At 56.3% G+C, this 23,948-nt stretch carries 22 protein-coding genes; all 22 read right to left on the reverse strand.

Features of this window, described 5'->3' with window-relative positions; all coding sequences use genetic code 11:
- Positions 1-368, reverse strand: a 368-nt coding sequence (locus IM267_RS16895; protein WP_193033856.1) for an immunity protein Tsi6 family protein, incomplete at its 3' end; no start/stop codon positions are given.
- Complete coding sequence (locus tag IM267_RS16900) at positions 361-1,623, reverse strand: polymorphic toxin type 46 domain-containing protein (protein WP_193033857.1); 1,263 nt, start codon at positions 1,621-1,623, stop codon at positions 361-363. The genes IM267_RS16895 and IM267_RS16900, both read right to left, overlap by 8 nt.
- Before the next feature lie 2 nt (positions 1,624-1,625).
- Positions 1,626-2,420 (reverse strand): DcrB-related protein, encoded by a 795-nt coding sequence (locus IM267_RS16905; RefSeq protein WP_193033858.1) that lies wholly within the window; start codon positions 2,418-2,420, stop codon positions 1,626-1,628.
- A gap of 11 nt (positions 2,421-2,431) precedes the next feature.
- Complete coding sequence (locus IM267_RS16910) at positions 2,432-4,360, reverse strand: type VI secretion system Vgr family protein (protein WP_193033859.1); 1,929 nt, start codon at positions 4,358-4,360, stop codon at positions 2,432-2,434.
- 84 nt (positions 4,361-4,444) lie between these two features.
- A complete protein-coding gene (locus IM267_RS16915) occupies positions 4,445-4,861 on the reverse strand; it encodes a hypothetical protein (RefSeq protein ID WP_226848157.1) in 417 nt (138 codons plus the stop codon).
- A gap of 52 nt (positions 4,862-4,913) precedes the next feature.
- Positions 4,914-5,678: an ankyrin repeat domain-containing protein gene (locus tag IM267_RS16920; RefSeq protein WP_370551744.1), complete on the reverse strand. Its 765-nt coding sequence runs from the start codon at positions 5,676-5,678 to the stop codon at positions 4,914-4,916.
- Positions 5,675-7,141 carry a phospholipase gene (locus IM267_RS16925; RefSeq protein WP_112793039.1) on the reverse strand — a complete coding sequence of 489 codons (1,467 nt, stop codon included), beginning with the start codon at positions 7,139-7,141 and terminating at the stop codon, positions 5,675-5,677. Before IM267_RS16925 ends, IM267_RS16920 begins: the two co-directional genes overlap by 4 nt.
- Positions 7,142-7,166: 25 nt before the next feature.
- Entirely contained in the window at positions 7,167-8,600 is a 1,434-nt protein-coding gene (locus tag IM267_RS16930) for a serine/threonine-protein kinase (protein WP_193033861.1), read from the reverse strand.
- A gap of 24 nt (positions 8,601-8,624) precedes the next feature.
- Entirely contained in the window at positions 8,625-11,240 is a 2,616-nt protein-coding gene (gene tssH, locus IM267_RS16935) for a type VI secretion system ATPase TssH (RefSeq protein ID WP_193033862.1), read from the reverse strand.
- Positions 11,241-11,278: 38 nt separating this feature from the next.
- A complete protein-coding gene (gene tssG / locus IM267_RS16940; protein ID WP_193033863.1) occupies positions 11,279-12,322 on the reverse strand; it encodes a type VI secretion system baseplate subunit TssG in 1,044 nt (347 codons plus the stop codon).
- Positions 12,319-14,190 carry a type VI secretion system baseplate subunit TssF gene (gene tssF, locus IM267_RS16945; RefSeq protein WP_193033864.1) on the reverse strand — a complete coding sequence of 624 codons (1,872 nt, stop codon included), beginning with the start codon at positions 14,188-14,190 and terminating at the stop codon, positions 12,319-12,321. The genes tssG and tssF overlap by 4 nt, the downstream gene beginning before the upstream one ends.
- A gap of 2 nt (positions 14,191-14,192) precedes the next feature.
- Complete coding sequence (gene tssE, locus IM267_RS16950; RefSeq protein WP_015570336.1) at positions 14,193-14,756, reverse strand: type VI secretion system baseplate subunit TssE; 564 nt, start codon at positions 14,754-14,756, stop codon at positions 14,193-14,195.
- Positions 14,749-15,561, reverse strand: a complete 813-nt coding sequence (locus IM267_RS16955; protein ID WP_193033865.1) for a type VI secretion system accessory protein TagJ — start codon at positions 15,559-15,561, stop codon at positions 14,749-14,751. Before IM267_RS16955 ends, tssE begins: the two co-directional genes overlap by 8 nt.
- Before the next feature lie 9 nt (positions 15,562-15,570).
- Positions 15,571-16,557, reverse strand: a complete 987-nt coding sequence (locus tag IM267_RS16960; RefSeq protein ID WP_063868520.1) for a hypothetical protein — start codon at positions 16,555-16,557, stop codon at positions 15,571-15,573.
- A gap of 16 nt (positions 16,558-16,573) precedes the next feature.
- Positions 16,574-17,371 (reverse strand): PP2C family serine/threonine-protein phosphatase, encoded by a 798-nt coding sequence (locus IM267_RS16965; protein ID WP_063449579.1) that lies wholly within the window; start codon positions 17,369-17,371, stop codon positions 16,574-16,576.
- On the reverse strand, positions 17,368-19,152 hold the full coding sequence (tagH, locus tag IM267_RS16970; RefSeq protein WP_063868519.1) for a type VI secretion system-associated FHA domain protein TagH: 1,785 nt from the start codon (positions 19,150-19,152) through the stop codon (positions 17,368-17,370). Before tagH ends, IM267_RS16965 begins: the two co-directional genes overlap by 4 nt.
- Before the next feature lie 111 nt (positions 19,153-19,263).
- Positions 19,264-19,662, reverse strand: a complete 399-nt coding sequence (locus IM267_RS16975) for a hypothetical protein (RefSeq protein WP_193033866.1) — start codon at positions 19,660-19,662, stop codon at positions 19,264-19,266.
- Position 19,663: 1 nt separating this feature from the next.
- On the reverse strand, positions 19,664-20,653 hold the full coding sequence (locus tag IM267_RS16980; protein WP_193033867.1) for a hypothetical protein: 990 nt from the start codon (positions 20,651-20,653) through the stop codon (positions 19,664-19,666).
- A gap of 45 nt (positions 20,654-20,698) precedes the next feature.
- Positions 20,699-21,052 carry a T6SS amidase immunity protein Tai4 family protein gene (locus IM267_RS16985; protein ID WP_193033868.1) on the reverse strand — a complete coding sequence of 118 codons (354 nt, stop codon included), beginning with the start codon at positions 21,050-21,052 and terminating at the stop codon, positions 20,699-20,701.
- Positions 21,049-21,531 (reverse strand): type VI secretion system amidase effector protein Tae4, encoded by a 483-nt coding sequence (locus IM267_RS16990; protein WP_193033880.1) that lies wholly within the window; start codon positions 21,529-21,531, stop codon positions 21,049-21,051. Before IM267_RS16990 ends, IM267_RS16985 begins: the two co-directional genes overlap by 4 nt.
- A gap of 58 nt (positions 21,532-21,589) precedes the next feature.
- Positions 21,590-22,072, reverse strand: a complete 483-nt coding sequence (locus tag IM267_RS16995) for a type VI secretion system tube protein Hcp (protein WP_014884229.1) — start codon at positions 22,070-22,072, stop codon at positions 21,590-21,592.
- 374 nt (positions 22,073-22,446) lie between these two features.
- A complete protein-coding gene (tssC, locus tag IM267_RS17000) occupies positions 22,447-23,946 on the reverse strand; it encodes a type VI secretion system contractile sheath large subunit (RefSeq protein WP_063868514.1) in 1,500 nt (499 codons plus the stop codon).
- Positions 23,947-23,948 lie beyond the last annotated feature (2 nt).

The following is a 23,948-nucleotide window of genomic DNA, read 5'->3' on the forward strand; positions in this document are numbered from 1 at the left end:
GGATATTTCATTTTAAGATTATGTTGCTTTATTCTGTAATTGGCATCAACCTCATGCGGCAGTCTAACCTTTAACCCTCGGCGGATTTGATCCACAATAAACCAGGCATCCGACAACCTTTCAAAAAACAACTCATCAGAGTTATCGAACTCCTTCACTGCATACATACCGAACGTCATTTTCCATAATTTCGCTTTATCCTTTTCCTTGCCTTCAATTAAATCCCGTAGAAATAATAATTGTTGTACAATAGAGTCGTACATTTGTAAAAGCCGGGAGTGGGGATCCTGATTTTTGACCTCAGCATATCTCTTTTTTGCTAAAGATAATGCTTTTTCAACATAATTCAAAGCTGTCATGTCATTCATTATATGGAGTCCAAATATCACGCTTAGTGGTAAACCATTGTATCCCACCGCCTTCTGTCTGGAAAGGTTTGTCTGGTACAGACCACGTGTCCAAGGCTGGTGTAGCACTACTTCGTAGCATTTCTACTTTTTGTTGCGCCTGATAAGCTTTTACTTCTTTAGGAACAATTAATCCCGTATCCCTGACCTGTCCTTCTGGATTAATTCCAAGCTTTGTGGCAGGGGTCGATTCGTCAAGTGAATACCAGTTACCTTGCCAATTCCCCGGTGATTGATTCTGATAAGCTATTTTACCTTTATTTATTGTTTCAACTGTCACTCTCTGCTCAAGATCTATACCGCTGCGATAAGCTGGTATTTTACTTTCTTCAACACCCTGCGAGCGCATAAAATCATCAACAATTTTTTGGTTTGCACGGATATTAATATCTCTATTGAGATCGCCCGTACGTCCAAATTTTTCATTAAGTTCAGCCCTTCGGGCCGAAACACTTGGCTTAACCGGTTCGAGAATAGGCTTACCAGCCCGCCACGCATCAAACCGTGCCCCGCCTTTAATGCCAGCCCCGCCGCCGATAACGGAGCCGATCAGCATCCCCCATTTCTGACCGTCGCTACCTTCGCCACACAGCATTCCCCCCGCATAGCTACCAATAGTCCCACCGCCCATCGCACCGAGGGTACTCAGAAGTGCGATTGCCGGACTGGCCAGCACCGCCATGGCACCAGCACCAACGGCGAGCATCGTCCAGTTTACCCATTCAGGGATTTCAGGACTTATTTCATCGGTCTGAACCTTGCTTCCACCGATAATAACATTTCGCGATCCCTGACTAATCTCAGCGCTGCATGTCAGCTTATCTCCTGTGCGGGAAGCGGGAAAGTTGTTGATGTAAACCTTTATTGAACCTTCGGCAACCCGTTGCAGGCTGCCGCTGTGCTCGTCACACTCCCCGGCTGAGAGATGAGCGCGGATAGCCTTTCGGCTGTTGATAAAGACATTGGGTGAACCTTCTTTAAGTGTACCTGTAGTGTGACGTGGTGCCCATGACATACTGCCGAGGAGTTCACCCAACCCACCCGCAGCACATGCCCCAGCCGCCACGGCAGAAACCGCCACCAGGGCTGTTCCTCCGGTGACGACAACGGCAGCGGCGCCCAGAATTGCCCCGCCAACGAGTCCCGCGATCATCCAGCCTTTAGAGGCTGTATGAGCGATCTCATCATCTACGCGAGCAGCCAGAAATTCGGACATGACTATTCGGCTCGCTGTGCCATCAGATATTCTCGTATCCGATCGAGTGTATTAAGTTGGCCAGAACCAGAGATCTGACGGCAGACGGAAAGCTGTGAAATTAAATGATGTGTTTCCTCAGCAGAAGTCTTCCATAATGCGTAACGAAGGGGTTGGCTGTCCGGGACGGGTGCAATACTGAGTGGTTGACCCTGCTTTTCAAAAAGCAAATATTGCCCCTCTTTCGCCCGCTGAAGCGAAAGATGGCCATAAAGCTCCTGAATGTTTTCAAAGACACTAAGTACCTTACTTTCACTATCAAGCGCAAAAAAGGGCCCGTGGCTATCGGCAGCGAGCATTACTTTGGTTTCAGTCTGAGCAGGTTTGTGGAACCTAATACTGCGGATAATTTCCTGGTATTGATTATGATAATAATCGCTAAATTCGCCCGGACATGTACCGATATAGCACACCATCTTTTGCCCGCCGGGATGGTCATCGAGCAAAATCACAGTCTGCTTTTGAAAAATGACCGAGTTATCGTTTTTAAACTGATAAAAAAGCTCTACCGCCGCGTGACCATCAACTGAAATCATCTGAGAGGATTCAAGACGAAAGTCGGGCACCGTAATTTCCAGTTCACGCACCAGGCGAGTTGCCGCATCATGGACTTTTTCTTCGTTTTTAGCACTCGCACGAGAAACAACAAAAGTAAACTCGCTGGCTCCGTTATCGCTCAGGGTAAATAAATTCATGGTTCTGTCTTTAAATACATCGGGTAAAGCGAGGGTTGCTTCCTGAAGAATATAATCAGCCATTCGGGTTACTCTTACTTATTGCCATTAATAACAAAAAAACCATCCACTTCCTGCTGGATTTCACCCTGAAGGGATGCGCCAGGCGGCTCGATGACGTTTCGCCCATCATCAGGGTTCAAGTGCAGTTCGCCGGAAAGCGTATTAATTTGCGCATTCTGTTTTGCAGTAAAGTTAAAGTTATTACCAATGATATGAACGCTACCGTCTTTTGATAATTCGATGGCGCTTTCCCCACATTCAAATCTCAGTGCATTGCCCGCTGAAAGGATAAAATTATTTACCACTTTATCGCTTCGGCTCTTACCCGTCAGGCATATTACATCGCCTTTAGTACCTGACTTCTGGTTTTTCGCTACCCGTAAGGTTTCATCTTCACCAACAAACTGGGTACGATTTTTTTCAGTAGAATGAGACTCGTCGTTTTTGACGTTAATATCAAGATTGCGCTCGGCCTGGATCCACACCTGCTCCGCGCCCGCCTTGTCCTCAAAGCGCAGGGCGTTGGCGTTGTCCACGGAGCCGTCCTTCGTCCGGCTCATAAAACCCATCTGCGTCGCCGCTGCGGGCAGCGCCCACGGCGGCATGCTCGCGTCGTTGTACACGCGCCCGGTGATAATCGGACGGTCCGGGTCGCCGTTGATAAAGTCCACCACCACCTCGTCGCCGACGCGCGGAATTTGCACCCCGCCGTAGCCCTGGCCTGCCCATGCGCTCGACACACGCACCCAGCAGGAGCTGGTGTCATCGCCCTTCGCCAGACGGTCCCAGTGGAACTTCACCTTCACGCGGCCATATTTGTCCGTCCAGATGCTCTCCCCCTGCGGCCCCACCACTTTCGCCGTCTGCGGGCCGTAGGTGCGCGGCCACGCCGTGCTCTGCGCCGGACGGTACGACACCAACGCCGGAATGACGCTGAAATCGGTGCGGTGAATGGTTTCCCCCTCGCCGCTGGCGTAGCGGTTCTCTTCAAAGTGGTAGCCCGCCGCCGTGACCAGATACTCCCCGTTATCGCTGAAGAACGGCGCGTTGGTCAGGGTAAAGACGTGGCCCGGCGCGATGCCTGCCGCCGTGGCCGTCGCCTGAATCTGCTGATGCTCAACCTGCCAGCGTTCCTGACGAATTCTGGCATAGAACTCGGCATGCCCTTTTTCAACAAAGCGCCCAGGCCAGTCGTACACGTCGATGCTGCCTGGCTTCGGTGACGCCGGGTTCTGCTGCGCCTGGAACAGCCACGCGTTCGGCTTGCGGAAGTCGTAGTCGTCGAGGCTATAAATCCCCGGCGTGACGCTGTCCTCCAGTGCCCACTGGCTGATGCCCTCTTCGTCCGTACTGCCGCCGGACGGCGTCTGGTGGTACGGGATGACCTCGTAGCCGCTGAACGGCTGATGCTGCGTCGCGGCGTCGGTCAGCACCAGGGTGTGCTTGTCCACCTCGTGGCTGAAGTAGTACGCAATCCCCTCCAGCTCCATCAGACGGCTGATGAAGTCCAGGCTCGATTCCTGATACTGCACGCAGTAATCCCACACCCGGTAGCTGCCGGTGAGTTTGTCTTCGAGGTTAACCTGGTGCTCGCCCAGCAGGGTCTTCACAATCTGCGGCACCGTCTGGCCCTGGAAGATTCGCAGGTTACGGTCGCGCTTCATCGGCCACAGGTCCGGCTCCACCGTCAGCTGGTACACCGCGTAGCGGGTGCCCGTCAGCTCAACGGCGCTGACCGCCACGCGCGTCACCTTGCCGTTGATGTAACGGGGGGTGAGAAGATTCTGCGTGGGGATGGTCACCGTGACCGGCTGACCGAGCAGCCTGCTGCGGTCGATGCGCGCATCCGTGCCGAGCAGAGTCAGCGTCAGCGCGTACGACTCGGACATCGCCTCGCGGCCAGAGAGTTTCCAGAAAAGCAGCCCCTCGACCGGGAGCTGGACGGTAATTCGGTTGAGCATAATCTTTATTCCGTAATGGTTTATGCTGAGAATATTTTTAACGCAAGGTTTTTTTAAACGTGAATGTTCTGGTTATTGGCCGTCTTACTCTTTAACCGGGGGCCTTTCCCCTTCATATTTATAAATCCACAGGGAATAGATTTTCAGAAACTCTGACAAAAAGAACAAAAAGCCATTTAGCCAGACATTCATCACGCCCGTGAAACTTAACACCAGGGGAAAAAGGGAAACTGAGTAGCGAAATGTAACCAGACGCAGTATTTCCTGGCAGAGTGCCAGTCTGCTCGCGTATAAATTCCGGGCGAAGAAGCACCATGCTGAGGCAATAAAAGAGAGCAACAGCAAGAAATCGAGAATAAAAAAAAGAATAACCAGAGCGCTATACCCGCCAGCAGAAAGCGTGTTCACAACCGTACTGAAGGCGTGTATATCGGAAATAAAAGGGATCCTGTCATGACGCACGGACTGGGCACAATAGAGCACAATGGCCAGCGCATCCATGCATCCCCAGAAAATGAAAACCTTATCTCTGACTTTCATGGCCGTTAAGCAATTACTTAACGGGCTGAGGTGGCCATTCGCCCCCCTTCTGGATGAGCTTCTCTTTTATTTCGTTTAATTTCTCGTACTGCTCACTACTGCCTCGGTCCAGTCCATTCAGCGCGTCCGCGAGCGCATTGCTCATCGACCAGCCATTTTTGGCCTTAATTGACGGATCCGCTCCACGATCGAGCAGCAACAAGACATGATCGTATGACTGGTTATCCAGCGCATCGAACACCAGCGTTTTACCCAGTGAGTTGGTTGAGTTGACGTCAGCACCGCGATCGAGCATGGCTTCCAGCGTCTCTGTATTTTTCGCTTTAAGCGACTGGAAGACGATCGGTTCGTGGAAAACCTTATCTTTCACGTTGGGTGAGAGGCCACCGTCCAGCATCGCGTCGATCCAGTCCGCGCTGTCTCCCTTCAGGGCAAATTCAGCAGGACTGCTTTTTCCCTGCGGTCGAGGCTGGAGCGGATCTGCGCCGGCCTGAACAAGCAACGTAATGACCTCTAAATGGTTCGACGTTTTTTTATCATTAATTGCATTGCCAAGGGCCCAGAAAAGCAGGGTCATATCCTGCTTTCCCGGTTGATTAAGGTCGCTGTCTGGCGCAAGCGTCTTCACCGCATCGACGTCGCCTTCCTCAATCGCTTTCGCCAGTTCAAGCTGCTGGCCGCTGAAGTAGTCCTGTGGATTAAGTTCCATATCCTGCTTGCACCCCTGAATCATGAATAAAAAACATAACGCGATAAAAGCCATCAAACGTTTTTTCACAATCGACTCCCGATTATCGAAATATCCTCATCCTTCTGTTGCTCTATGCAATCTATCGCCTGGTTAATGCCATGGCGGTCCAGCGCGCTTCCGGTTCCACCAGGGAGATCGTGAGGAATTCCGGCAGCGTTGGGGCTCAGCGCAGAGATTTCCTCTTTGAGGATCCACGAAGGGACATGCCCTTTCATTGTTTTAAGATCTTCCCAGGGATTAACTTCCTGGATCCTGGTGAGCAGTTCACCTTCTACCCGATACGCCTGGATATTATCCGTACTGCCTAATAGCTTGCCGCCGTATTTTTCTACGGTTCCGGCATTCAGACCTGCGGCATTGAACGTCCATCCCGCTTTCCCGCTGCCCATGGAGGTTGCAGAGGCGAGGCCACCGCCAAGGGAATGTCCGGCAATATCAATATTCTGGCCTGACCTTGCCAGCTCCTTACCAATACTCACGGCCTTTTTATAATAATCTGAAGCCATACCCATGCCCTGCGAGAAGTTATTCGACCAGTCAGCCCCGTTTACCACTGGCGCCAGCTCCCCTTTGGTCAGTAAAGAGGAGACATTCTCAGACAGCGAGGCGAAACCAGGCTCGCGCGATCCCCTGAATACCAGCGTGGGGTTCATGTCAGTGCCGAAGACTTCCGGCTTCGGTTGATAGACGCGCGCCAGAAAATTGGGGGATGTGTCATCGTCAAAGAGCATCGATTTGTTCAGCCCGAACTTTCCTAACAGCGCATCGTCATTACTGATATCCGTCCACCCCTCCGGCACGCCTGGCGTGGCTTCCAGCGGGTTGACGGTCTTGTAAATATTCTCCGCCAGCTTCGCTTTTTCCACCGCGATATTATTCGCCGCCAGCCGCTTAGCCGCGATCTGCGCGTCCGGATACAGGCTGCTGCTCCCCTTCGCGATCAGATCTTTACGCGCCTGCCAGCGTTCTGCTTTGGTCATCTGCTGAAGCTGTGCGGCATAGGTTTTGCCGTCTTTGCCCGGGGTCGGCTCGTCCGGCACCTGCGCCGCTTTCGATTTCACCACCTGCTTCGGCAGTACCGTTGGCGCAGGGCGAGAACCATACGTTCTCACCATGGTTTCATAACGGTCGACAATCGTACTCACCGGATACCAGCCCAGCCCGACCAGGGACGCAGCCTGAAGTTGCCCTTTGGCGTTGATATAAAAAATTTCCGTTACTGATGACCAGTCACGAAAACTTTCATCAATGGCGACCACCCTGCCCATCTCCAGATCCTGCGCGATCAGCGTGCGGGTATCACGCCCGGACTGATAAGGATTCGCGCCGGTGATCGTGCGCAGCAAATCGTAGCGCGTGAAGAGCGAGCGCAGCGAGTGGTCGGGAACCGACATAATCCACTGCCCGGCAACGGACGGGCGGATTATTTTCGCAAACAGCGCCGGCGAGACGTTCTCGTGGAAAAGATAGACAAACTTGATGTTATACATTCGCTCCGTCCTGTTACCCGCAGGCTTACGGATTCACCAGCCAGGTGCCTGGCTTCGCAATATCCAGCGTCTGGGTACGCGTTCTTCCATTGCCTTCCAGTTCAATACGGGTTTCACCCGCCGGCATTTTCAGCGATGCGTAGCCGTTATTGCCCGGACGCAGCGCTTTCGGCTCGCCGTTAACCTTCAGCGTCTCGCCATCCAGCATGCGGATATAGACCAGCGCGACCGGGGTGGCGTCGACCGGCGGCGCACTCTGCTGTGCCGTAGCCGGTGGCGCAACCGGTTCGCTCACCTCTGCGGTTGCCGGTTTGGTTTCCGGTGCGGCGGTGGTGTTAGCCGGAGGACTCACGGCAGGCGTTTGCGCCGTCTGCGCTGGCGTATCCTGACTGCCGCCGCCGAACAGCATCGCGCCGGCTACAACCCCAACCAGCACGCCCGCAGCAACCAGACCCGGCAGCTTGTAACGTCGCCAGTCCAGCGCGGAAGCAGACGCTTCCTCTTCCACCGGCACCAGCATCGTGCCGGTCTTTTTCGCGGTCAGCACTTCGTCGATACCGGCGACGGGCATCTCGATCAGCGCCGCGAACTCCTCAATGGATTGCGGACGGTCTTCCATATGCAGCGCCAGCGCCTTGTCGATGGCCTGTAACAGCGGGATGGAATACCCCTGCGGCATCAGCTCCACCAGCGGTTTGCAGGTGTCCTGAATTGAACGCACCACGCTGACCGGCGGCGGTGAGCCCACGATGAGGGTACGCAGCACGGCGCCGAGCGCGTAAATATCCGTCCATGGCCCCTGCTCGCTTTCATTGTCGTCGGTGTACTGCTCGATAGGCGCAAACCCTGGACGCAGCATGGTTTCCGTCTCGTCCGAGAGGTTGCCGATGGTGCGGCGCGCCGAACCGAAATCGAGCAGCACCGGCAGGCCGTTATCCTGAATCTGAATGTTATCCAGCGAGATATCGCGGTGCAGATAGCCTTCGTCGTGGATCGTTTTGATGGCGCCAAACAGCATCGGCAGCATGCGGCGGATCCACGCCTCGTTAATCAGCTCCGGTTTTTCTTCGCGCAGACGCGACAGCGTGGTGCCGCTGTAAAACAGCGTCCCCATGTAGGCCGTGTCGTTTTGCACCCAGAAACGCAGCACGTGCAGCAGGTTCGGGTGGTTAAAGCGCGCCAGCAGGCGGGCTTCCTGGATGAAGCTGTTGAGGCCCGCAGAAAACGCTTTGCCAAAGCGCTCGCTGCGCAGCACCAGCGTCATATCCTCGCCGCGTACGGCGAGGGAGGAAGGCATAAACTCTTTGATAGCGATAGTGCGTTCGAGCTGGTGATCCCAGGCGCGATAGACGATGCCGAATCCGCCGCCGCCAATCACCTCTTTTATTTCAAACTCATTGAAACGGTACCCGACCGGGAGCGCGTTTGGGACAGTCCGATTGTTATCATTATCCGTCATCTTTTACAGTTCTCTTGATGATTATTACGCGGCAAACTGACAGTGGAACTCGCCCTGCTCGCAGGTGACGTGCAGACGTCGATACTGCTCGTCGCTGCGGCTGGCGGTAAGTAAAATCTGGCTCATCTGAGGCAGCAACGTATTGGTCAGAATCGCATCGACCATACGTCCGCCCGACTCTACCTCGGTACAGCGCTGAACAATCTGTTCGACCACGCTGTCGTCAAATTCAGAAATAATGTTGTGATTCTCTTCCAGACGTCGCTGAATGCGCTTGAGCTGGAGACGGACAATCTGCCCCAGCATCTCGTCGCTCAGCGGGTAATACGGCACCACCAACAGACGCCCCAGCAGCGCCGGCGGGAAGACTTCCAGCAGCGGCTGGCGCAGGGCGCCGCTCAGCGCATCGGGCTCCGGCATCAGCTCCGGGTCGGCGCACATGGCGCTGATCAGGTCGGTACCCACGTTAGACGTCAGAATAATAATGGTGTTACGGAAATCGATGTGACGCCCTTCGCCGTCCTCCATCCAGCCCTTGTCGAAGACCTGGAAGAAGATTTCGTGCACGTCAGGGTGCGCTTTTTCAATTTCGTCCAGCAGCACCACGCTGTAGGGACGGCGGCGCACGGCCTCGGTTAAGACGCCGCCTTCACCATAGCCCACATAGCCCGGAGGCGCACCTTTTAACGTCGATACGGTGTGCGCTTCCTGGAATTCGCTCATGTTGATGGTAATGACGTTCTGCTCGCCGCCATAAAGCGACTCCGCCAGCGCCAGCGCGGTTTCGGTTTTACCCACGCCGGACGGCCCGCAGAGCATAAATACGCCGATCGGTTTGTTCGGATCGTCAAGCTTCGCGCGCGCGGTTTTCACCCGACGGGCGATCAGATCCAGACCGTGGCGCTGACCAATGACCCGCTGGTTCAGCGTGTCGGCCAGGTTAAGCACCGCGTCGATCTCATTTTTCACCATCCGGCCCAGCGGGATCCCGGTCCAGTCCGAGACCACCGCCGCCACCACGTTTTCATCCACCGCGGCAAACAGCAGCGGTTCGTCGCCCTGTAAGGTCGTTAGCGCCTGCTGCTGCTCCGCCAGCTGGCCGCGCAGTTCAGCCGTATCCTCATCACCCGCCGCAAACAGCGCGGCACGCAGGCGGATAATCTCCTGCACCAGGCTGCGCTCTTCTTCCCAGCGCCGGGACAGCGCTTCGCGTTGGGTTTCGAACGCGTCTCGCTCGGCGGTCAAGGTTGCCACGCGCGCCGGATCGCCTGCCCCCACGCGGGCTTCGCGTTCGGCAATTTCCAGCTCCACGTCCAGGGCCGCCAGATGACGCAGGCAGTCTTCCAGCTGGGCAGGCGGCGCGCTCTGGCTGACGGCCACGCGCGCGCAGGCGGTATCCAGCAGCGCTACCGCTTTATCCGGCAGCTGACGCGCAGGAATATAGCGATGCGACAGCTTCACCGCCGCGCTGACCGCTTCGTCGAGAAGTAAAACCTGATGATGGGTTTCCAGCGGCGACACGGTGCTGCGGAGCATCAGTACGGCTTTCGCTTCATCCGGCTCGTGAACCTGTACGGTCTGGAAGCGGCGGGTCAGCGCCGGATCTTTCTCAATGTATTTTTTGTATTCCGCCCAGGTGGTCGCGCCGATGGTGCGCAGCTGGCCGCGCGCCAGGGCTGGCTTGAGCAGGTTAGCGGCATCGCCGGTGCCCTGCTGTCCGCCTGCGCCAATCAGGGTGTGGATCTCATCGATAAACAGAATAATCGGCGTGGCGCTGGACTGCACCTCGTTAATCAGCGCCTGGAGGCGCGCTTCAAATTCCCCCTTCATGCCCGCCCCGGCCTGAAGCATGCCGATATCCAGCAGCCACAGCTGAACGTTTTGCAGCGGCTCCGGCACGTCGCCGTCGGCGATACGCAGCGCCAGCCCTTCCACGACCGCAGTTTTCCCGACGCCGGCTTCCCCGGTCAGCAAGGGGTTGTTCTGGCGACGACGCATCAGGATATCGACCATCTGGCGGATCTCTTCATCGCGCCCCACCACCGGGTCAATCTTGCCTTCCCGGGCGCGCGCCGTCAGATCCTGACCATACTGCGCCAGCGTGCCCTGCGCGGCCGGTACGGCACCGGCAGGCGCATCCGCCGCGGCGGCAGCCTGCTGGCTCTCTTTGCTGTCGGCACAAATGGCGTCGAACTGCTCGATCAGCACCTCGACGTTAAGTCGGGTGAACTGCGCCGAAATGCCTTTCAGCACGTTAGCCAGATTCCACGTTTTCAGTATGCCGATCAGCAAATGGCCGCCGCGGATGCGGCTCACGCCAAACTTCAGCGAGCCGTAGACCCAGGCGCGCTCGACGGCGCTGTCGATATGCTCGGACAGGTCAGAGACGGAACTGGCGCCGCGCGGCAGGGCATCCAGCGCCGCCACGATATCGCGCGTCAGCTGCTGTTCATCAAGGGCGAAGTGACGGATGACCCGTTGCAGATCGCCATCCTGCTGCTGCATCAGCTGATGCAGCCAGTGCACCAGCTCAACGTACGGGTTGCCGCGCAGTTTGCAGAAGGCAGTCGCGCTCTCCAGAGAGGTAAATAACAGCGTATCCAGTTTGCCGAAAAGCACGGCACGGCTAATTTCTGACATGTTAGTTTCCATTAACAATGATTCGGTATACGGAAGGATTATCGCTCTGCGCGATACACCAGATCGCCACGCGGAACAGGCTGAGGCTGAAGGCCCAGCCAGGTGTTGTACCCTAATCGCCCGGCACTGCCGAGCGTGGCGCCCTGCACCGCATCGGCGCGCAGGATCACCCGTGTTTCCCATTCAAATTCCACCCCGGCATACTGTCGCACCCAGTCGCGCAGCTCGGTGACCCACCCTTCGCCCGGCAGAAAACGGTTGTACTCGTCTGCGCTTAAGGGGCCAATCTCCAGCCGAAACTTATGCTGCACGTCGCGTACCGCAATGCCGAGGAAGGCGGATTCCCCCATGCGCGGCAGGCGCCGCCCCTCACCCAGCTGTGCCTGCTCCCGCGTTGAGAGCGGCATCCACTGCGGGACGTTGGCCACCAGCCTGACCGGAACGTTGAAATAGTTGCGCAGGATCTTCTCCAGCCCTTCCGGATCTCGCCCGTGGCGGGTCAGGTGCCCGGCGTGGGTAAAGCGGGCATGCGCGCTCAGGCTGCCTTTCGACATCTGACCGGGCTGGCCCATGCCAATCAGCGACGCCAGATACCCTTCGAAGCGCCTGTTGTCGTCGCGATCCAGTGAAACGGCAGGCTGCGCGTCCGCCCAGGCGCGGTAGAACAGCAGCGTCAGGCGGTGGTGAAAGAGGTCGGCAAACGCGCTGAGGCTGTGATCCTGATGATGATGAATACGCTCGCGGGCATACTCGGTCATGTGTACCGGCAGCGGGCCATTAGGACCAAACAGGCCGAAGCTCAGAATAGAAACCTCATGCAGCCCGTTCTCTTCTCGCTGCCGGACCTCGGCAACCGTTGACGGCGCAAAGCCCATCGAAGGCTGCTGACCAATACGCAGCGGCTCAAATTTCGGCAGCGGCGCGCGTCCCAGCGGATAACGTTCACCGCCCTGGGCATCAATGCGTCTTAACAGCTGGAACAGATCGTAGCGCCACGGCGTCTCGCGCACCCCGCACCAGAAAGCATCGGGCAGCGGCGTCAGGCGATGCACACGCAGTGTTGCAGGGGCAACCTCGCTCATACCAGCGCCCTTTTACCCATGCGCGGCGCCCAGTAGCCGATTTCGCCGCGCTGCTGGCTCTTAAGCGTGAATTCCGTAAAGCTGTTGATGGAGACCAGGCGGGCAAAAAGGCGCTCCAGCACGCTGCCGAATAGCCACGGGCTGGCGCCGGAAAAGGCGCGTTCATCGACTGTCAGGGTGATGCCGATCCCGCGGGCGAACACCACCGGGCCCGGCTCCGGCACGCGGCGGTGAACCGGCTCCAGCACGCAGTGGCGAACGCCATCCACCTGACGGGCAACCGGCGTCTCCGCCAGGTTGGCATACAGCCCTAACAGCTGACGCAGCGCGGCGGCGCCCTCTTCGTTTTCACTGTCCATCAGGCTGAGGTAATTCATTTGCAGCTGGCTGATGAGTCGCCAGGTACTGAACCCTTCCGCTAGCGCCGGACGCGGCGGCGTCGGGCCTTTGCGCAGGGTTAACGCCTTCACCGGCATGGAGTCGGCCATAATAAACTGCCCGAGCTCCTGCTGGAGCATCAGCGGCAGGTCGCGGCTGGTGCACAGCACCTCGGCGGAAATGTAGCGCAGGTTCTCCTGCCACGGCGCGTGCTGCGCATCTACCAGCGAGACAAAGACCTCCGAGCCGATATAACCCGTGCGGGTGCCGTAGCGCAGCGCGTGTTCCGAGAGAACGCGCTGCTCGCGGCGCAGGGAAAAATAGGCGCCGTAGTTACCCGCGTCGCCGCTCCAGGTACTCCAGAACGGTCGAAACGTCTGGTCGTCCCGCTGCCCGTCGGCGCTGGCGTAGATTTTTTTCACGGCATAAATTTCATAATCCAGCGGTCGGATGTTATCCACCACCAGATGGTATTCATGCTGGCCTTCGTTCAGCTTTTGCCGTGCCGCCACTTTCGGGAACAGGTTGATCACCGGCGTGCAGTGCAGCGCCAGGTGGCTGGCGTCCACTACGCGTTCCAGCTGATCGTCGCTCTTGTCGAGCAGAATAAAGATATCAAACGCCTTTTCGTCTTCGCAGCGCTGGATCAGCTTGCCCAGCCCGCTCAGGCTGATGAAGCGAAAGCGTGCCGGGAACGCAAAGTACTCCTGCAACAGGCGATAGCCGTCAAAGTTGCGCAGATCGTCCGGGAGCAGCGCCTGGTCCGCATCAAAGCCCTCCTGACGCAGGGCGTCAGACGACAATAGCTGGCGCTGGGGCTGCTTGCTGACCGTCTGGCAGACAATGCCCGCGTGGTGCTCCATGACCAGCTCCAGCAGCTTCAGCGCCTCGATGTCCGGGCCGCTTAAGAAGAACTCCAGGCGGTCAAAATCCAGGTGTCCAAGGTGCTGCGGGCCATCGCAGGCAATGCGGATCCGCAAGGTGCTGCTGATCCCCCGCTGGCTCAGGCCGAGCTGGGCCAGCGGCAGATCGGCGGGCACGCCGCCGAGCTCGATTCTGTCGATTTTTAGCGGCAGCAGGTTCACCTCGTGCGCTGTGGTATAGCTGCACGTGACGCCGGTTTTTTTCAGCGCCAGGCTGTCCATCATGGTGCCGCGCGGCACAATGAAGCCTTTGCTCAGGTCGCCGCGGCTGCTGTCGGGCTGAATTTCAGCGATCGCCATCGACGGCGTGGGCGCCAGATAATTCGGCGCAATCATCTCCAGCATGCGCTGTGAAAAGCGCGGGAACTCGGCGTCCATCTTCATCTGCACGCGGGAGGTCAGAAAGGCAAAACCTTCCATCAGCCGCTCGATGTACGGGTCCGCCACTTCGATGCCGCGCATGCCAAGCCGCCCCGCCACCTTCGGATAGCGTTCGGCGAACTCCGCGCCCATCTCGCGCAGATAGGCCAGTTCACGGTTGTAATATTCGAGCAGTTTGCTTTCCATAATTACCCCGCATCCTTCAGTTCAAAATGGCCGTTTTCAAGGTCGACGTCGGTGCGAAAGAGAAACTCCAGCGGATACGGCACGCACCACAGGCGGCCTTTGATTTCGATAGACAGCACGTTGTGCAGATCTAACGACGAGGTATCGGACACGCAGCGAACCTGAAGCCCCTGCGGGAGGATCCGCGGTTCAAAATTAATAATCGCTTCGGTGAGCTTACGCTGAATGTCGTGCCATTCGATATCGGACATTCTTTTCCCCGCCAGCGGCGCAACGCCAAAGTTGACGACGGAACGGCTCACCTGCGTCAGCCCGCTTAAGTCGCTGGAGGCATCGTGGTTGATGGTATTAAACAACCACTGTAAATCCCGCAGAACGTTGCGACGCAGCGCGGCGTGGGTGATCAGATTGCTGTTGGCGGACTCGCGTTTTTTTTCCGGATCGTTATCCGTCAGGCGATCCAGCAGCGAGGGCTGCATCTTGTCGCGTGCCCCCACTTTCTCCTGCCTGCTGCGGGCCTGCCAGCCGCTGCGCAGCAGATCGCCTTCGCCAGCGGGATTACTCATCCGCACCATCCGCAGCAAACGTCACCAGGCTCAGGGTGAGCAGCGGGCTTTCGCTTTGCTCGCTCAGCCAGGCTTTCTGCCCCATGCCTTCATACAGGACGCCATCATCGTCGAGCGGGAGCCACTCGGTAGTGCGCCCTAGCTTAACGCTATCGGAAGCGCCGTCAGCAAACGGATAACGCGCCGGGATCTGACAGACCTGCTCGGTACCGTCCGTGAGGCGGACCAGCGCATGACGCCATACCAGATCGGTCACGCTGGCCGGAGCCTGAAAACGGATCGTGTCGATAGCGCAGAACGGCACCCAGAAATAGCGGCCATTGACCAGGGTTTCACACACTGGACCCAGACGGGCATCGCCGTCCATCAGCCATTCGAAGGGCTGGTTTTCTTCATTCTCCAGCGTGACCTGTCCACGGCTTGCCGGGGCCTGTTCGAGTGCCGCCAGACGCAGCGTTTGCGCGTGCTCGCCGCTTTCCGTCAGCGCCTGGGCTAACGTCGTCAGCCACGGCCACTGCGCCTCGGGCATCGCCGGACGCGCCTCTCCTGCAAACACGCGGGCCCGCTGCTGTTCGCCCTGAATGGCCTGCTCCAGCAGCGTCACGGTCGGTTTTGCCTGCGGCTTCAGCGCCAGCCAGCTTTTCAGCTGGGTCAGGGCGCGCGCCCAGTTGCCGCTGAGGATCAGAAACTGCACAAACGCGGCGCGAAGGTCGGCATCCGCCGGGCGGGCTTTAATATCGGCTTCCAGGCGAAGCAGCGCGTCGTTAATCGACTCACCCGCCAGGCGTTGATAAAGCGTATTCATAGCCACTCCTTAATTCGCCGCGCGCCAGGCGCCTATTGCCGGATCGCGCAGCTGCGGGCGCAGCGTGTCGATCAGAACAACGTTCAGCTCAGCGCCCGGTGCAACCCATGCGCTCCAGATCTTCTTGACCTCGGCGATACGCGCCTGAAGTCGGGCGTCGTCGCTGGCGATCTCGCGCGTGATTTCCACCGCCACCGTACCGTTGCTCTTCCAGCCGTTCAGCGTGCTGTCGTACGGCAGGATCATCCAGCTCTGGTCGCTGTTCTGGGTGCTGAAGACCATGCGCTCTTTGTTGACGGAGGTGATCAGCGCGTTTTCAGGATCGACCGCGTTGTTCAGCCCCATCACCGGGAAGCCGTGAATGTAGGTGACCGGAATCGCTTTCTGCGTCCCGTTACGGTTTTGCGTCACCACGGTGTGGCCGCTGAGCCAGCTGCCGTTACCGCAGCGGGTGGTGTCGGAGTCAGGAATAAACAGCGCCGGCGCGGAGGAACCGCCCTCCCAGAAGGTGCGCAGGTGGCAGCCGTCCTGAAGGGTAAACTCCTGCCATGGGGTACGGTCTGCCGCTACGGTGTGCGTCTCCGGATTCTGGTCAGGCGGCAGCAGCGCGCCCGGGGTGGTGGTTGCTGCCACCGCCGTTTCCTGCTGCTTCACCACCAGCGCCCAGTCCTGCGCTTTAGCCGCCGTGCCACGGGCAAGCGTCGTCCCCTGCGGATCGTTCAGCGTCCAGTTGAGGGTATTCAGCTTGCTGCACTGGTGCTCAAGCAGCGAGCCAAGGCGCGGCACAAAGTTTTCCAGCACCGAAACCTCTTTCTTACCGTTCGCCACGATGCGCAGCGCCACGTCCGACTTACACCAGCTTTGCGGCGTATTGTCTTTAATGTTGTCGATCCAGATATCCAGCTTCTGCGCAGGAGACTGCACGATGCGGAAGTTTTCAGCCTGTGCGGTGGTCGCCACCGTCAGAAGAGCCAAACCCGATAGCCAAAGTTTCATATCAATCCTTGTGTGTCTAATCAGTTCCGCAGGGAAGAAATTGTGCTGCGTCAGAGAGCGTATGCAGCAAAGTGGTGTCCTGAGGGTTGCCCATCCACACCGCCACGGCGGTGTAGTTATCCTGAGCATTGCCCTCCTGTTCGCCATTCTTTTGAATGATTTGGTTCATTAAGGTCAGCCACTCCTGTGGCGTATTGACCATGTGCAGCGACTGCTTCATCTGTTCTTCGCTGACCCCGTGCCAGAAACCGTCGGTGCAGAGTAAAAAAGCATCGCCGTCTTCTACCTGCACCACATCGCTGTAGCTCGCTTCCGGTCCGCCATTCTCAATACCCAGCGCCAGATACAGCAGGTTACTGTTGAGGTCATCGGTCTGATGTCCGGCATCCTTCATCTGCTGGACGAGGCTGTGATCGGTGGTGACGTGCCACAGCCAGCCGCGACGAAACAGGTACAGGCGGCTGTCACCGGCGTGCGCCCAGTAGGCCAGACGGTAATCCCTGTCGATAAACAGGCTGACCAGCGTGGTGCCCATCCGGCGATAGTCCTGCACCGCCTGCTGTTCGCTGAGGATGGTGCGGTTCGCCGTTTGGACGTAGTCACGAATATGCTGCGCATTCAGGTGCTTGTCGCCATCAAAGCGGGAAATAATGCTGTTGCGGGCCAGCTCAGCGGCCACCTCGCCGCCCGGCAGGCCCGCGATGCCGTCGCAGACGACAAAGCAGGCTGAACGTTCCCCGATGGTTTCTCCCGTCTGATCCTGGTTGCTGGCGCGCGTCCCCTGGCGGGAGAGAGAAGCCGTTGCGATATTCATTTTTCTTCGGATCCGCTTTGTGAGTCTTTGTACTGATTGACCTCCATGTCATAGGCATGGAGGAAGGCTTCGCCAAACAGAGTATGGAAGTCGTCCTCGATCTCGCCCGCCGTCTCGCCATAGCTGCGAACGAAATAATCCCACAGCGCGGCTTTACGGCTGCCCGGCAGCGCCAGGCGCGACGTCATCCCGTTCTGCTTCGCCTGCTCTTCCAGCTGTTCCGGGTTAAAGGATTGCAGCATAGCGGCGATAATGGCGCGGATACCGGAGATCATCCCCAGCTGGTGCGCCTGAAGATCGATCAGTGCATCACGCACCGATTTGGTCGGCGGCATAAAGCCCGGCATCGGCGTGCCGAACATCTGTATCAGGACCGTTTTACCGGTCGGCAGCAGCTTGAACGGGTTGTTGGCATCGTCGAGTACCATGGTCATATCGGCCTTCACCCCGCGCTTGAGGATGGAGCGCGACGAAAGCAGCGCCACGGTCCCCTGCGAGAACATGCCCAGGATCTGGCCCAGCTGACGCATGTTTTCGCGGTCAAACTGCGGCACTGGCTGCATTTCGCTCAGGCCCATGCCTTCCAGCAGCGCCTCCAGCAGTTCGCCCTGAAGCACCTCGCCCCGCTCGCCGGTCTGTGCGGCAGCAGCGGGGGATGCGGCGTTTTTAACCGGGTCGATGCGCAGGCGGCCCTTAGGCGCCTGGGCGTGACTGCGCGCCACGGCCTGCGGCGTTGGCATGGTGAAGCCGGCGTAATCGGGACGCGCGGGCTCTTCTTCTTCCGCGCGCGGCGCGTCCTGCGGTTCAGTCGGTTCCGGATCGAACAGCGGCGAACCGGCAAGCGCATCCTCTTCCGGTGCGGGCTGAGGTTCAGGCTTTGGCTCCGGCTTATCAGCCGCGATTTCATCCGGATGGGTCAACGGCGCGCCGCCCATCAGGCCGAGCGGGTCGTCGTGACGCGCGGCAGGCGCGCTGGCCGTCCCGCCAAACAGGGCTAACGGATCGAGTTCATCCGCGGCCTCTTCCTTTGGCTGGGCAGGTTTGCTTTCATCCGGCTGCACCAGCGTTGAAGGGGTGACATCGTCAAAGATGCTCTCCTGCTTGAACAACGCGTCATCGCTGAACAGCGAGTCCGGATCCACGTTTTTACGTTCAAGTGCCGGATCGGTGTCGTTGAACATCGCCAGCGGATCTTCGGCATTCCGCTCCGGAGCCGCGGGCTGGGAGAACGGGTCGTGGGACGCGGCGGGCTGTGGTTTCGCCCGGTTGCTGGAGATGCTGTCGGAGATGGAGAACTCCTGCATCAGGCTGTCCCAGATTTCCGACGGCACGGCCGTAGGTTCCGCTTTTCCGCGAGGCGCGGCGCTGGCCGGTTTCGGTTGCGGCGCCGCTGCCGGTGCGGGTGTTGCCGCTGGACGCGCCTGCTGCATGCTGGCCGCCATGCGGCTTACGGGCTGGGTATCGTGAATAAGTTCGCTGACTTCGATGCGATAATCATCAATACCGAGAATATCCCCATCCTGAAGCTCAACCTGACGCCCACGCTCCAGCGGAATATCATTCAATACCACGCGGGTGACGCTGCCACGGTTCGTGACACGACATTCGCCGCTGGCGTCGACGTGAACGATAGCCTGCAAACGCGAGATAGTGCGATCGTTGTCCGGCAGCACCAGATTGTTATCCGTACCGCGCCCAATGGTGCCGCCCGGGGCATAAAAATCACAGCTGCTTTGCGGCGGCTGATGACCGGGTTTCGTAGAAATAATCGTGAATCGCATGGCGTATTCCTGCTGGTATGATTAGCGCTCAAACGCTGCCGCTCTCGGGGATGAGAACGGCGGGGTTTGGGGGTTAATTCAGAAAGACATCATTTAAATTTCAGAATAGGATTACACATTATTAACGATGGAAAGTATTAACAGCAGTAAAAATATAATAGTGGCAATAATGATTTTTCTTCTGTACGACTTAACCCATGATAACTCAAAGGCAGACAAAATTTCATTGCACGACTGTGGCTCAAGCCAACGACACTCAGTGAGCCTCACACGCTTACCCTGTAAGATCCGTGATAAAATTGTGGTGAGAAAACCAAACCCCCAGAATCCAAGATTTTGCCAGGTTTGATAATCTTCTTTTTTGAGCAACTGTTGATTTGTGAATATCGAATATATTTCGTTAACCTGGCGATATTTTTTTCGATAGTCTATATAAAATGAAATGACCAGAATTATAAAAGCAGCAAAAAGACATATAATAACAGCAGAGTAAATATTATTAAAAATCACTTTATTCTCCGCTAAAAATTAAGTTATTGAGCTGTTCTCCTGCAAACCCACCGATTTGTGTTCCACCCGCAGCTCCGACTGCACCAACCACTAAACCACAGATGAGTGTTCCTGTCCCCGCTGTGGGTACACCTAATGCAAGACAAATGGGAGCCGCCAGGGATGAGCCTAATGCAGCACCAGCGACACCGCCTCCAAATTTGCTATATTCAGTCACTGCAACCCTGCTGCACTCATTTTCTCTTCCAGTGGTGCAGGCATTATAAACTTCGTTAGACGTGTTCACAAAAGAAAAACCTAAAGCAACCCATCCGCCTGCTTTCAGGTAAGAGGTGATTTTGGCAGTTCTGTCAATATATGTTGAGTAACCTGGGATTGCGCCAATCCCAACAGTACTCCATTCATGGACAATTGATTTCGTGGAAAGCCCTAATGCTCTCTTAAGATCCGCATAATCTTTAAACTTAAGCTGTTTTTTAGTTATTTTATTTAACAAGGGTTTCAATTGTGCGAAAAGCGCATTGCGCTCAGCATAAAACTGTTGGCCGAAAAGCGCACCTTGTGTTCTGTACTGATTTTGATAGGTAGCTTCAATTTTAATTAAAATATTTTCTATTTGCTTAAAATATGACTCACCAGCACCACTCACACCACCGACGATTGTATCGCCCCAGCCTGTTATGGCTTTTATATTATCATAATTATTTTTCAAAAATTCAGCAGTGGCCACGTCCAAAGTCGCAAGCGCGTTGGTTACCTTCTTTTTCGCAATGGCTAAACTATTAATCTGCTGTGTTTGATTATCGCTACGTGGATCAGCGACAATTAATATTTGTCCGGGCTTGAGCCACGCAGTGTCTTTATTCAATTGCATAAAATACTCGGATTTTTCATTGCGCACATTGCCAAATAGCTGTCTTGCCTGAAAATCCAGAGTGCCGGGTTGCTGAACAACACAGTAACCTGGAGCAACGTTTGACGGACTTGCCATGGAAATTCCTTGTATTCTTTTTAATTTTTAGCTTTTGCAGAAGGTTTATTTTTGCACACTGAGTTGGCGAATCGCATCGCTATGGGAAATTAGGCTGCACTTTAAAACCTCATAGTTTACCGGTGCTGTACCACCTAGCTTCTGTTTCAGTAAGGTGTTAATAACCTCGTCGGCCTTTTCGAAACTCTCGGCAGGCAGGTTACTGGCTTCCAGCCATGCTGCGGCGCTTGCCTTTGCATCATTTTTCAGCGTCGTACTATGCGCAATCTTTCCGATACAGCGATTTTGCACCCAGTTTTCAAAAATCTGTTGCTGAGAAAAGGTATTAACGTCCGGCAGAGTTTGTGCGAAGGTATATGAGGTATTCAACGCCAGCACGAAAGCGAGTAAATGTTTCATTTCAGGCTCCAGAGCGTAGCGCTGCCAGGAATAAACGAACCATTACCGGGAGAACCCAGAAAATGGCAATCATCGGAGCAAATATTCCCATTCCAGAGCGTGACATGTCCAGTGGCATCGCTCCAGCCATGACCGGTAAAGATGATAATGCCTTGCTTACCTGCAAATTGGCCTGGTGTTGGAGACGTCACCGTCAGATCTGCATTACCCAGTACATTTGGCAGAAAAGCAATCATATCCTTTACGCGATACATGTAACGTTTTTTATCACTCCCCGTAACCGTCGCATATCTGCTGTTGGCGGGAATTGGAACGCCACAATAATTTAAAACGTAGCTCATACGAATGGGGCATGCATTTTGAAAAATTCCGACTTCGATATTGTGCTGGACTTTTCCACCCAATAATTTACCCACCGTCTCGACGTTGACATTAACTTCTCTGAATCTGTTCCAGGCGGCACCAAAAGCAGGACGCATAAGTATTTTCCCTTTTAAAAAGCACAGGATAAAGTGAGCCCTTTCGGGCCCACTCCTGTTATGCTTCTTTGTTTTCTTTGATGTTCCAGCCAGCGCTGCTTTCAGCACCTTTACCACCGGCAGTGGTCTGCTCCCAGTACTGCTGTTTCACTTTCGCAGCCTGGAATGCATAGGTCACGCCAACGGTATCGCCGTTGTCTGCACCGGTGTACTGAACGGAAGTCACGAGAACGTCTTCCAGGGTGATGCGGGTGTATTCAACCTGCTGACCACCCGCTTTGCAGACGGACAGTTCAACTTTGGTCAGGTGCTTACCGCTTGCGCAGTGTTTAAGGATTGCTGTAGTGGATTTGTCGATCAGAGCGTTAACGTGCAGATCGTTAAAGTTAACCTTACCGGCACCACCGCCACCACCCACACTCATATTACCTGGCTGGGACGCGCCCCAGGAGAAGGAGGTAATGTCAGTCCAGCCGGTGTGGTTAGAATCTTTAGATTCGCCCGTAACACCCTCGACCTTCAGAAACATATCAATAGCCATAATATCTACTCTTCGTGGATGAACAATATTGCTTTCGAAAAAGCCCTTATATGGCAAACAGGAAAGCATGGGGCTGAATAAAACCGTCCATATTTTACCTCTGCCTCATATCAAACGACCCGTGTCATTTGACAGTCTTACATTCCCCCGAAATAACGGAATGAATGTGAAGTCTTTATTACCGTGCGTTATTGTGGAACCCGTTAAGGACAGCATTAACAATTTAGCCGTCTTTCTTGCCGGGTGGCGCTTTGCTTACCCGGCCTACATTGCGCAACGATATCAATAAATTGCACGTTTCATTGTAGGCCCGTGCAAGCGTAGCGCCGCCGGGCGAAACTCACAAAACGCACGTTGTCAGCAGGCTGACGCTTTTACGCGTCTTTCGTCTTCAGCGACGGAAGTTTAGATACCAGACGCAGGGAAACGGTCAGACCTTCCAGCTGGTAGTGCGGGCGCAGGAAGAACTTCGCGGCGTAGTAGCCCGGATTATCTTCGATTTCCTGCACCTGCACTTCCGCAGCCGCCAGCGGTTTACGGGACTTGGTCTCCTGTGAGGAGTTCGCCGGGTCGCCGTCGACGTAGTTCATTACCCAGTCGTTCAGCCAGCGCTCCATCTCTTCGCGCTCGCGGAAGGAGCCGATTTTGTCGCGCACGATGCACTTCAGGTAGTGGGCAAAGCGGCAGCAGGCAAACAGGTACGGCAGACGGGAGGCCAGACGCGCGTTCGCGGTGGCGTCCGGATCGTGGTACTCGGCCGGTTTTTGCAGGGACTGCGCCCCGATAAAGGCGGCAAAGTCGGAGTTTTTACGGTGCACCAGCGGCATAAAGCCGTTTTTCGCCAGCTCGGCTTCGCGACGGTCGCTGATGGCGATCTCGGTCGGACACTTCATGTCCACGCCGCCGTCATCGCTCGGGAAGGTATGGCACGGCAGGTTTTCCACCGCCCCGCCGGACTCCACGCCGCGAATCGAGGTACACCAGCCGTACTCTTTGAAGGAGCGGTTGATGTTGGCGGCCATCGCATAGGCCGCGTTCGCCCACGAGTAGCTGTTGTGGTTCGCGCCGTCGGTCTGCTCTTCAAAATCAAAGCTGTCCACCGGGTTGGTGCGAATGCCGTACGGCAGACGCGACAGGAAGCGCGGCATCACCAGCCCCAGATAGCGGGCATCTTCGGATTCACGCAGGGAACGCCAGGCGGCGTACTCGGTGTTCTGGAAGATCTTGGTCAGATCGCGCGGGTTAGCCAGCTCCTGCCAGGATTCCATCTGCATCACGCCCGGCGCAGTGCCGGTGATGAACGGACAGTGGGCGGCAGAGCCGATGCGCGCCATCTCGCCCAGCAGCTCAACGTCCTGCGGGCTGTGGTCGAAGTAGTAGTCCCCGACGATGCAGCCAAACGGCTCGCCGCCAAACTGGCCGTACTCCTGCTCGTAGATTTTTTTGAAAATCGGGCTCTGGTCCCAGCCCACGCCCTTGTAGCGCTTCAGGGTGCGGCCCAGCTCCTGCTTGGAGATGCTCATAAAGCGGATCTTCAGCATCTCGTCGGTTTCGGTGTTGTTGACCAGGTAGCTCAGGCCTCGCCAGGCGCTTTCCAGCTTCTGGAACTCATCGTGGTGAATGATCTGGTTCACCTGCTGCGAGAGCTGCTCGTCGATACCGGCAATCAGGTTCTGAATGGTGCGGTAGGTGTCGTTAGAGAAGGTGACGGTATTTTCCAGCGCCTGCTGCGCCAGGGTTTTTACCGCACTTTCCACGGCGGAGCGCGCCTGGTCGGTTTTCGGACGAAACTCTTTGTTCAGCAGCGCGCTGAACTCGTCCTGGCTGAACGCCTGACCCGCCTGCTGATCGTGTTGTTGAGTCTGGTTGCTCATCG

This window comes from Enterobacter cloacae complex sp. P15RS (genome assembly GCF_014895905.1).
Classification (GTDB): Bacteria; Pseudomonadota; Gammaproteobacteria; order Enterobacterales; family Enterobacteriaceae; genus Enterobacter; species Enterobacter quasihormaechei.

Excerpts from the sequence above, each read along its gene's own strand:
- IM267_RS16900 (WP_193033857.1), bottom strand. The coding sequence starts at position 1,623 with ATGTCCGAATTTCTGGCTGCTCGCGTAGATGATGAGATCGCTCATACA.
- IM267_RS16905 (WP_193033858.1), bottom strand. The coding sequence starts at position 2,420 with ATGGCTGATTATATTCTTCAGGAAGCAACCCTCGCTTTACCCGATGTA.
- IM267_RS16910 (WP_193033859.1), bottom strand. The coding sequence starts at position 4,360 with ATGCTCAACCGAATTACCGTCCAGCTCCCGGTCGAGGGGCTGCTTTTC.
- IM267_RS16915 (WP_226848157.1), bottom strand. The coding sequence starts at position 4,861 with ATGGATGCGCTGGCCATTGTGCTCTATTGTGCCCAGTCCGTGCGTCAT.
- IM267_RS16925 (WP_112793039.1), bottom strand. The coding sequence starts at position 7,141 with ATGTATAACATCAAGTTTGTCTATCTTTTCCACGAGAACGTCTCGCCG.
- IM267_RS16930 (WP_193033861.1), bottom strand. The coding sequence starts at position 8,600 with ATGACGGATAATGATAACAATCGGACTGTCCCAAACGCGCTCCCGGTC.
- tssH (WP_193033862.1), bottom strand. The coding sequence starts at position 11,240 with ATGTCAGAAATTAGCCGTGCCGTGCTTTTCGGCAAACTGGATACGCTG.
- tssG (WP_193033863.1), bottom strand. The coding sequence starts at position 12,322 with ATGAGCGAGGTTGCCCCTGCAACACTGCGTGTGCATCGCCTGACGCCG.
- tssF (WP_193033864.1), bottom strand. The coding sequence starts at position 14,190 with ATGGAAAGCAAACTGCTCGAATATTACAACCGTGAACTGGCCTATCTG.
- tssE (WP_015570336.1), bottom strand. The coding sequence starts at position 14,756 with ATGAGTAATCCCGCTGGCGAAGGCGATCTGCTGCGCAGCGGCTGGCAG.
- IM267_RS16955 (WP_193033865.1), bottom strand. The coding sequence starts at position 15,561 with ATGAATACGCTTTATCAACGCCTGGCGGGTGAGTCGATTAACGACGCG.
- IM267_RS16960 (WP_063868520.1), bottom strand. The coding sequence starts at position 16,557 with ATGAAACTTTGGCTATCGGGTTTGGCTCTTCTGACGGTGGCGACCACC.
- IM267_RS16965 (WP_063449579.1), bottom strand. The coding sequence starts at position 17,371 with ATGAATATCGCAACGGCTTCTCTCTCCCGCCAGGGGACGCGCGCCAGC.
- tagH (WP_063868519.1), bottom strand. The coding sequence starts at position 19,152 with ATGCGATTCACGATTATTTCTACGAAACCCGGTCATCAGCCGCCGCAA.
- IM267_RS16980 (WP_193033867.1), bottom strand. The coding sequence starts at position 20,653 with ATGGCAAGTCCGTCAAACGTTGCTCCAGGTTACTGTGTTGTTCAGCAA.
- IM267_RS16985 (WP_193033868.1), bottom strand. The coding sequence starts at position 21,052 with ATGAAACATTTACTCGCTTTCGTGCTGGCGTTGAATACCTCATATACC.
- IM267_RS16990 (WP_193033880.1), bottom strand. The coding sequence starts at position 21,531 with ATGCGTCCTGCTTTTGGTGCCGCCTGGAACAGATTCAGAGAAGTTAAT.
- IM267_RS16995 (WP_014884229.1), bottom strand. The coding sequence starts at position 22,072 with ATGGCTATTGATATGTTTCTGAAGGTCGAGGGTGTTACGGGCGAATCT.
- tssC (WP_063868514.1), bottom strand. The coding sequence starts at position 23,946 with ATGAGCAACCAGACTCAACAACACGATCAGCAGGCGGGTCAGGCGTTC.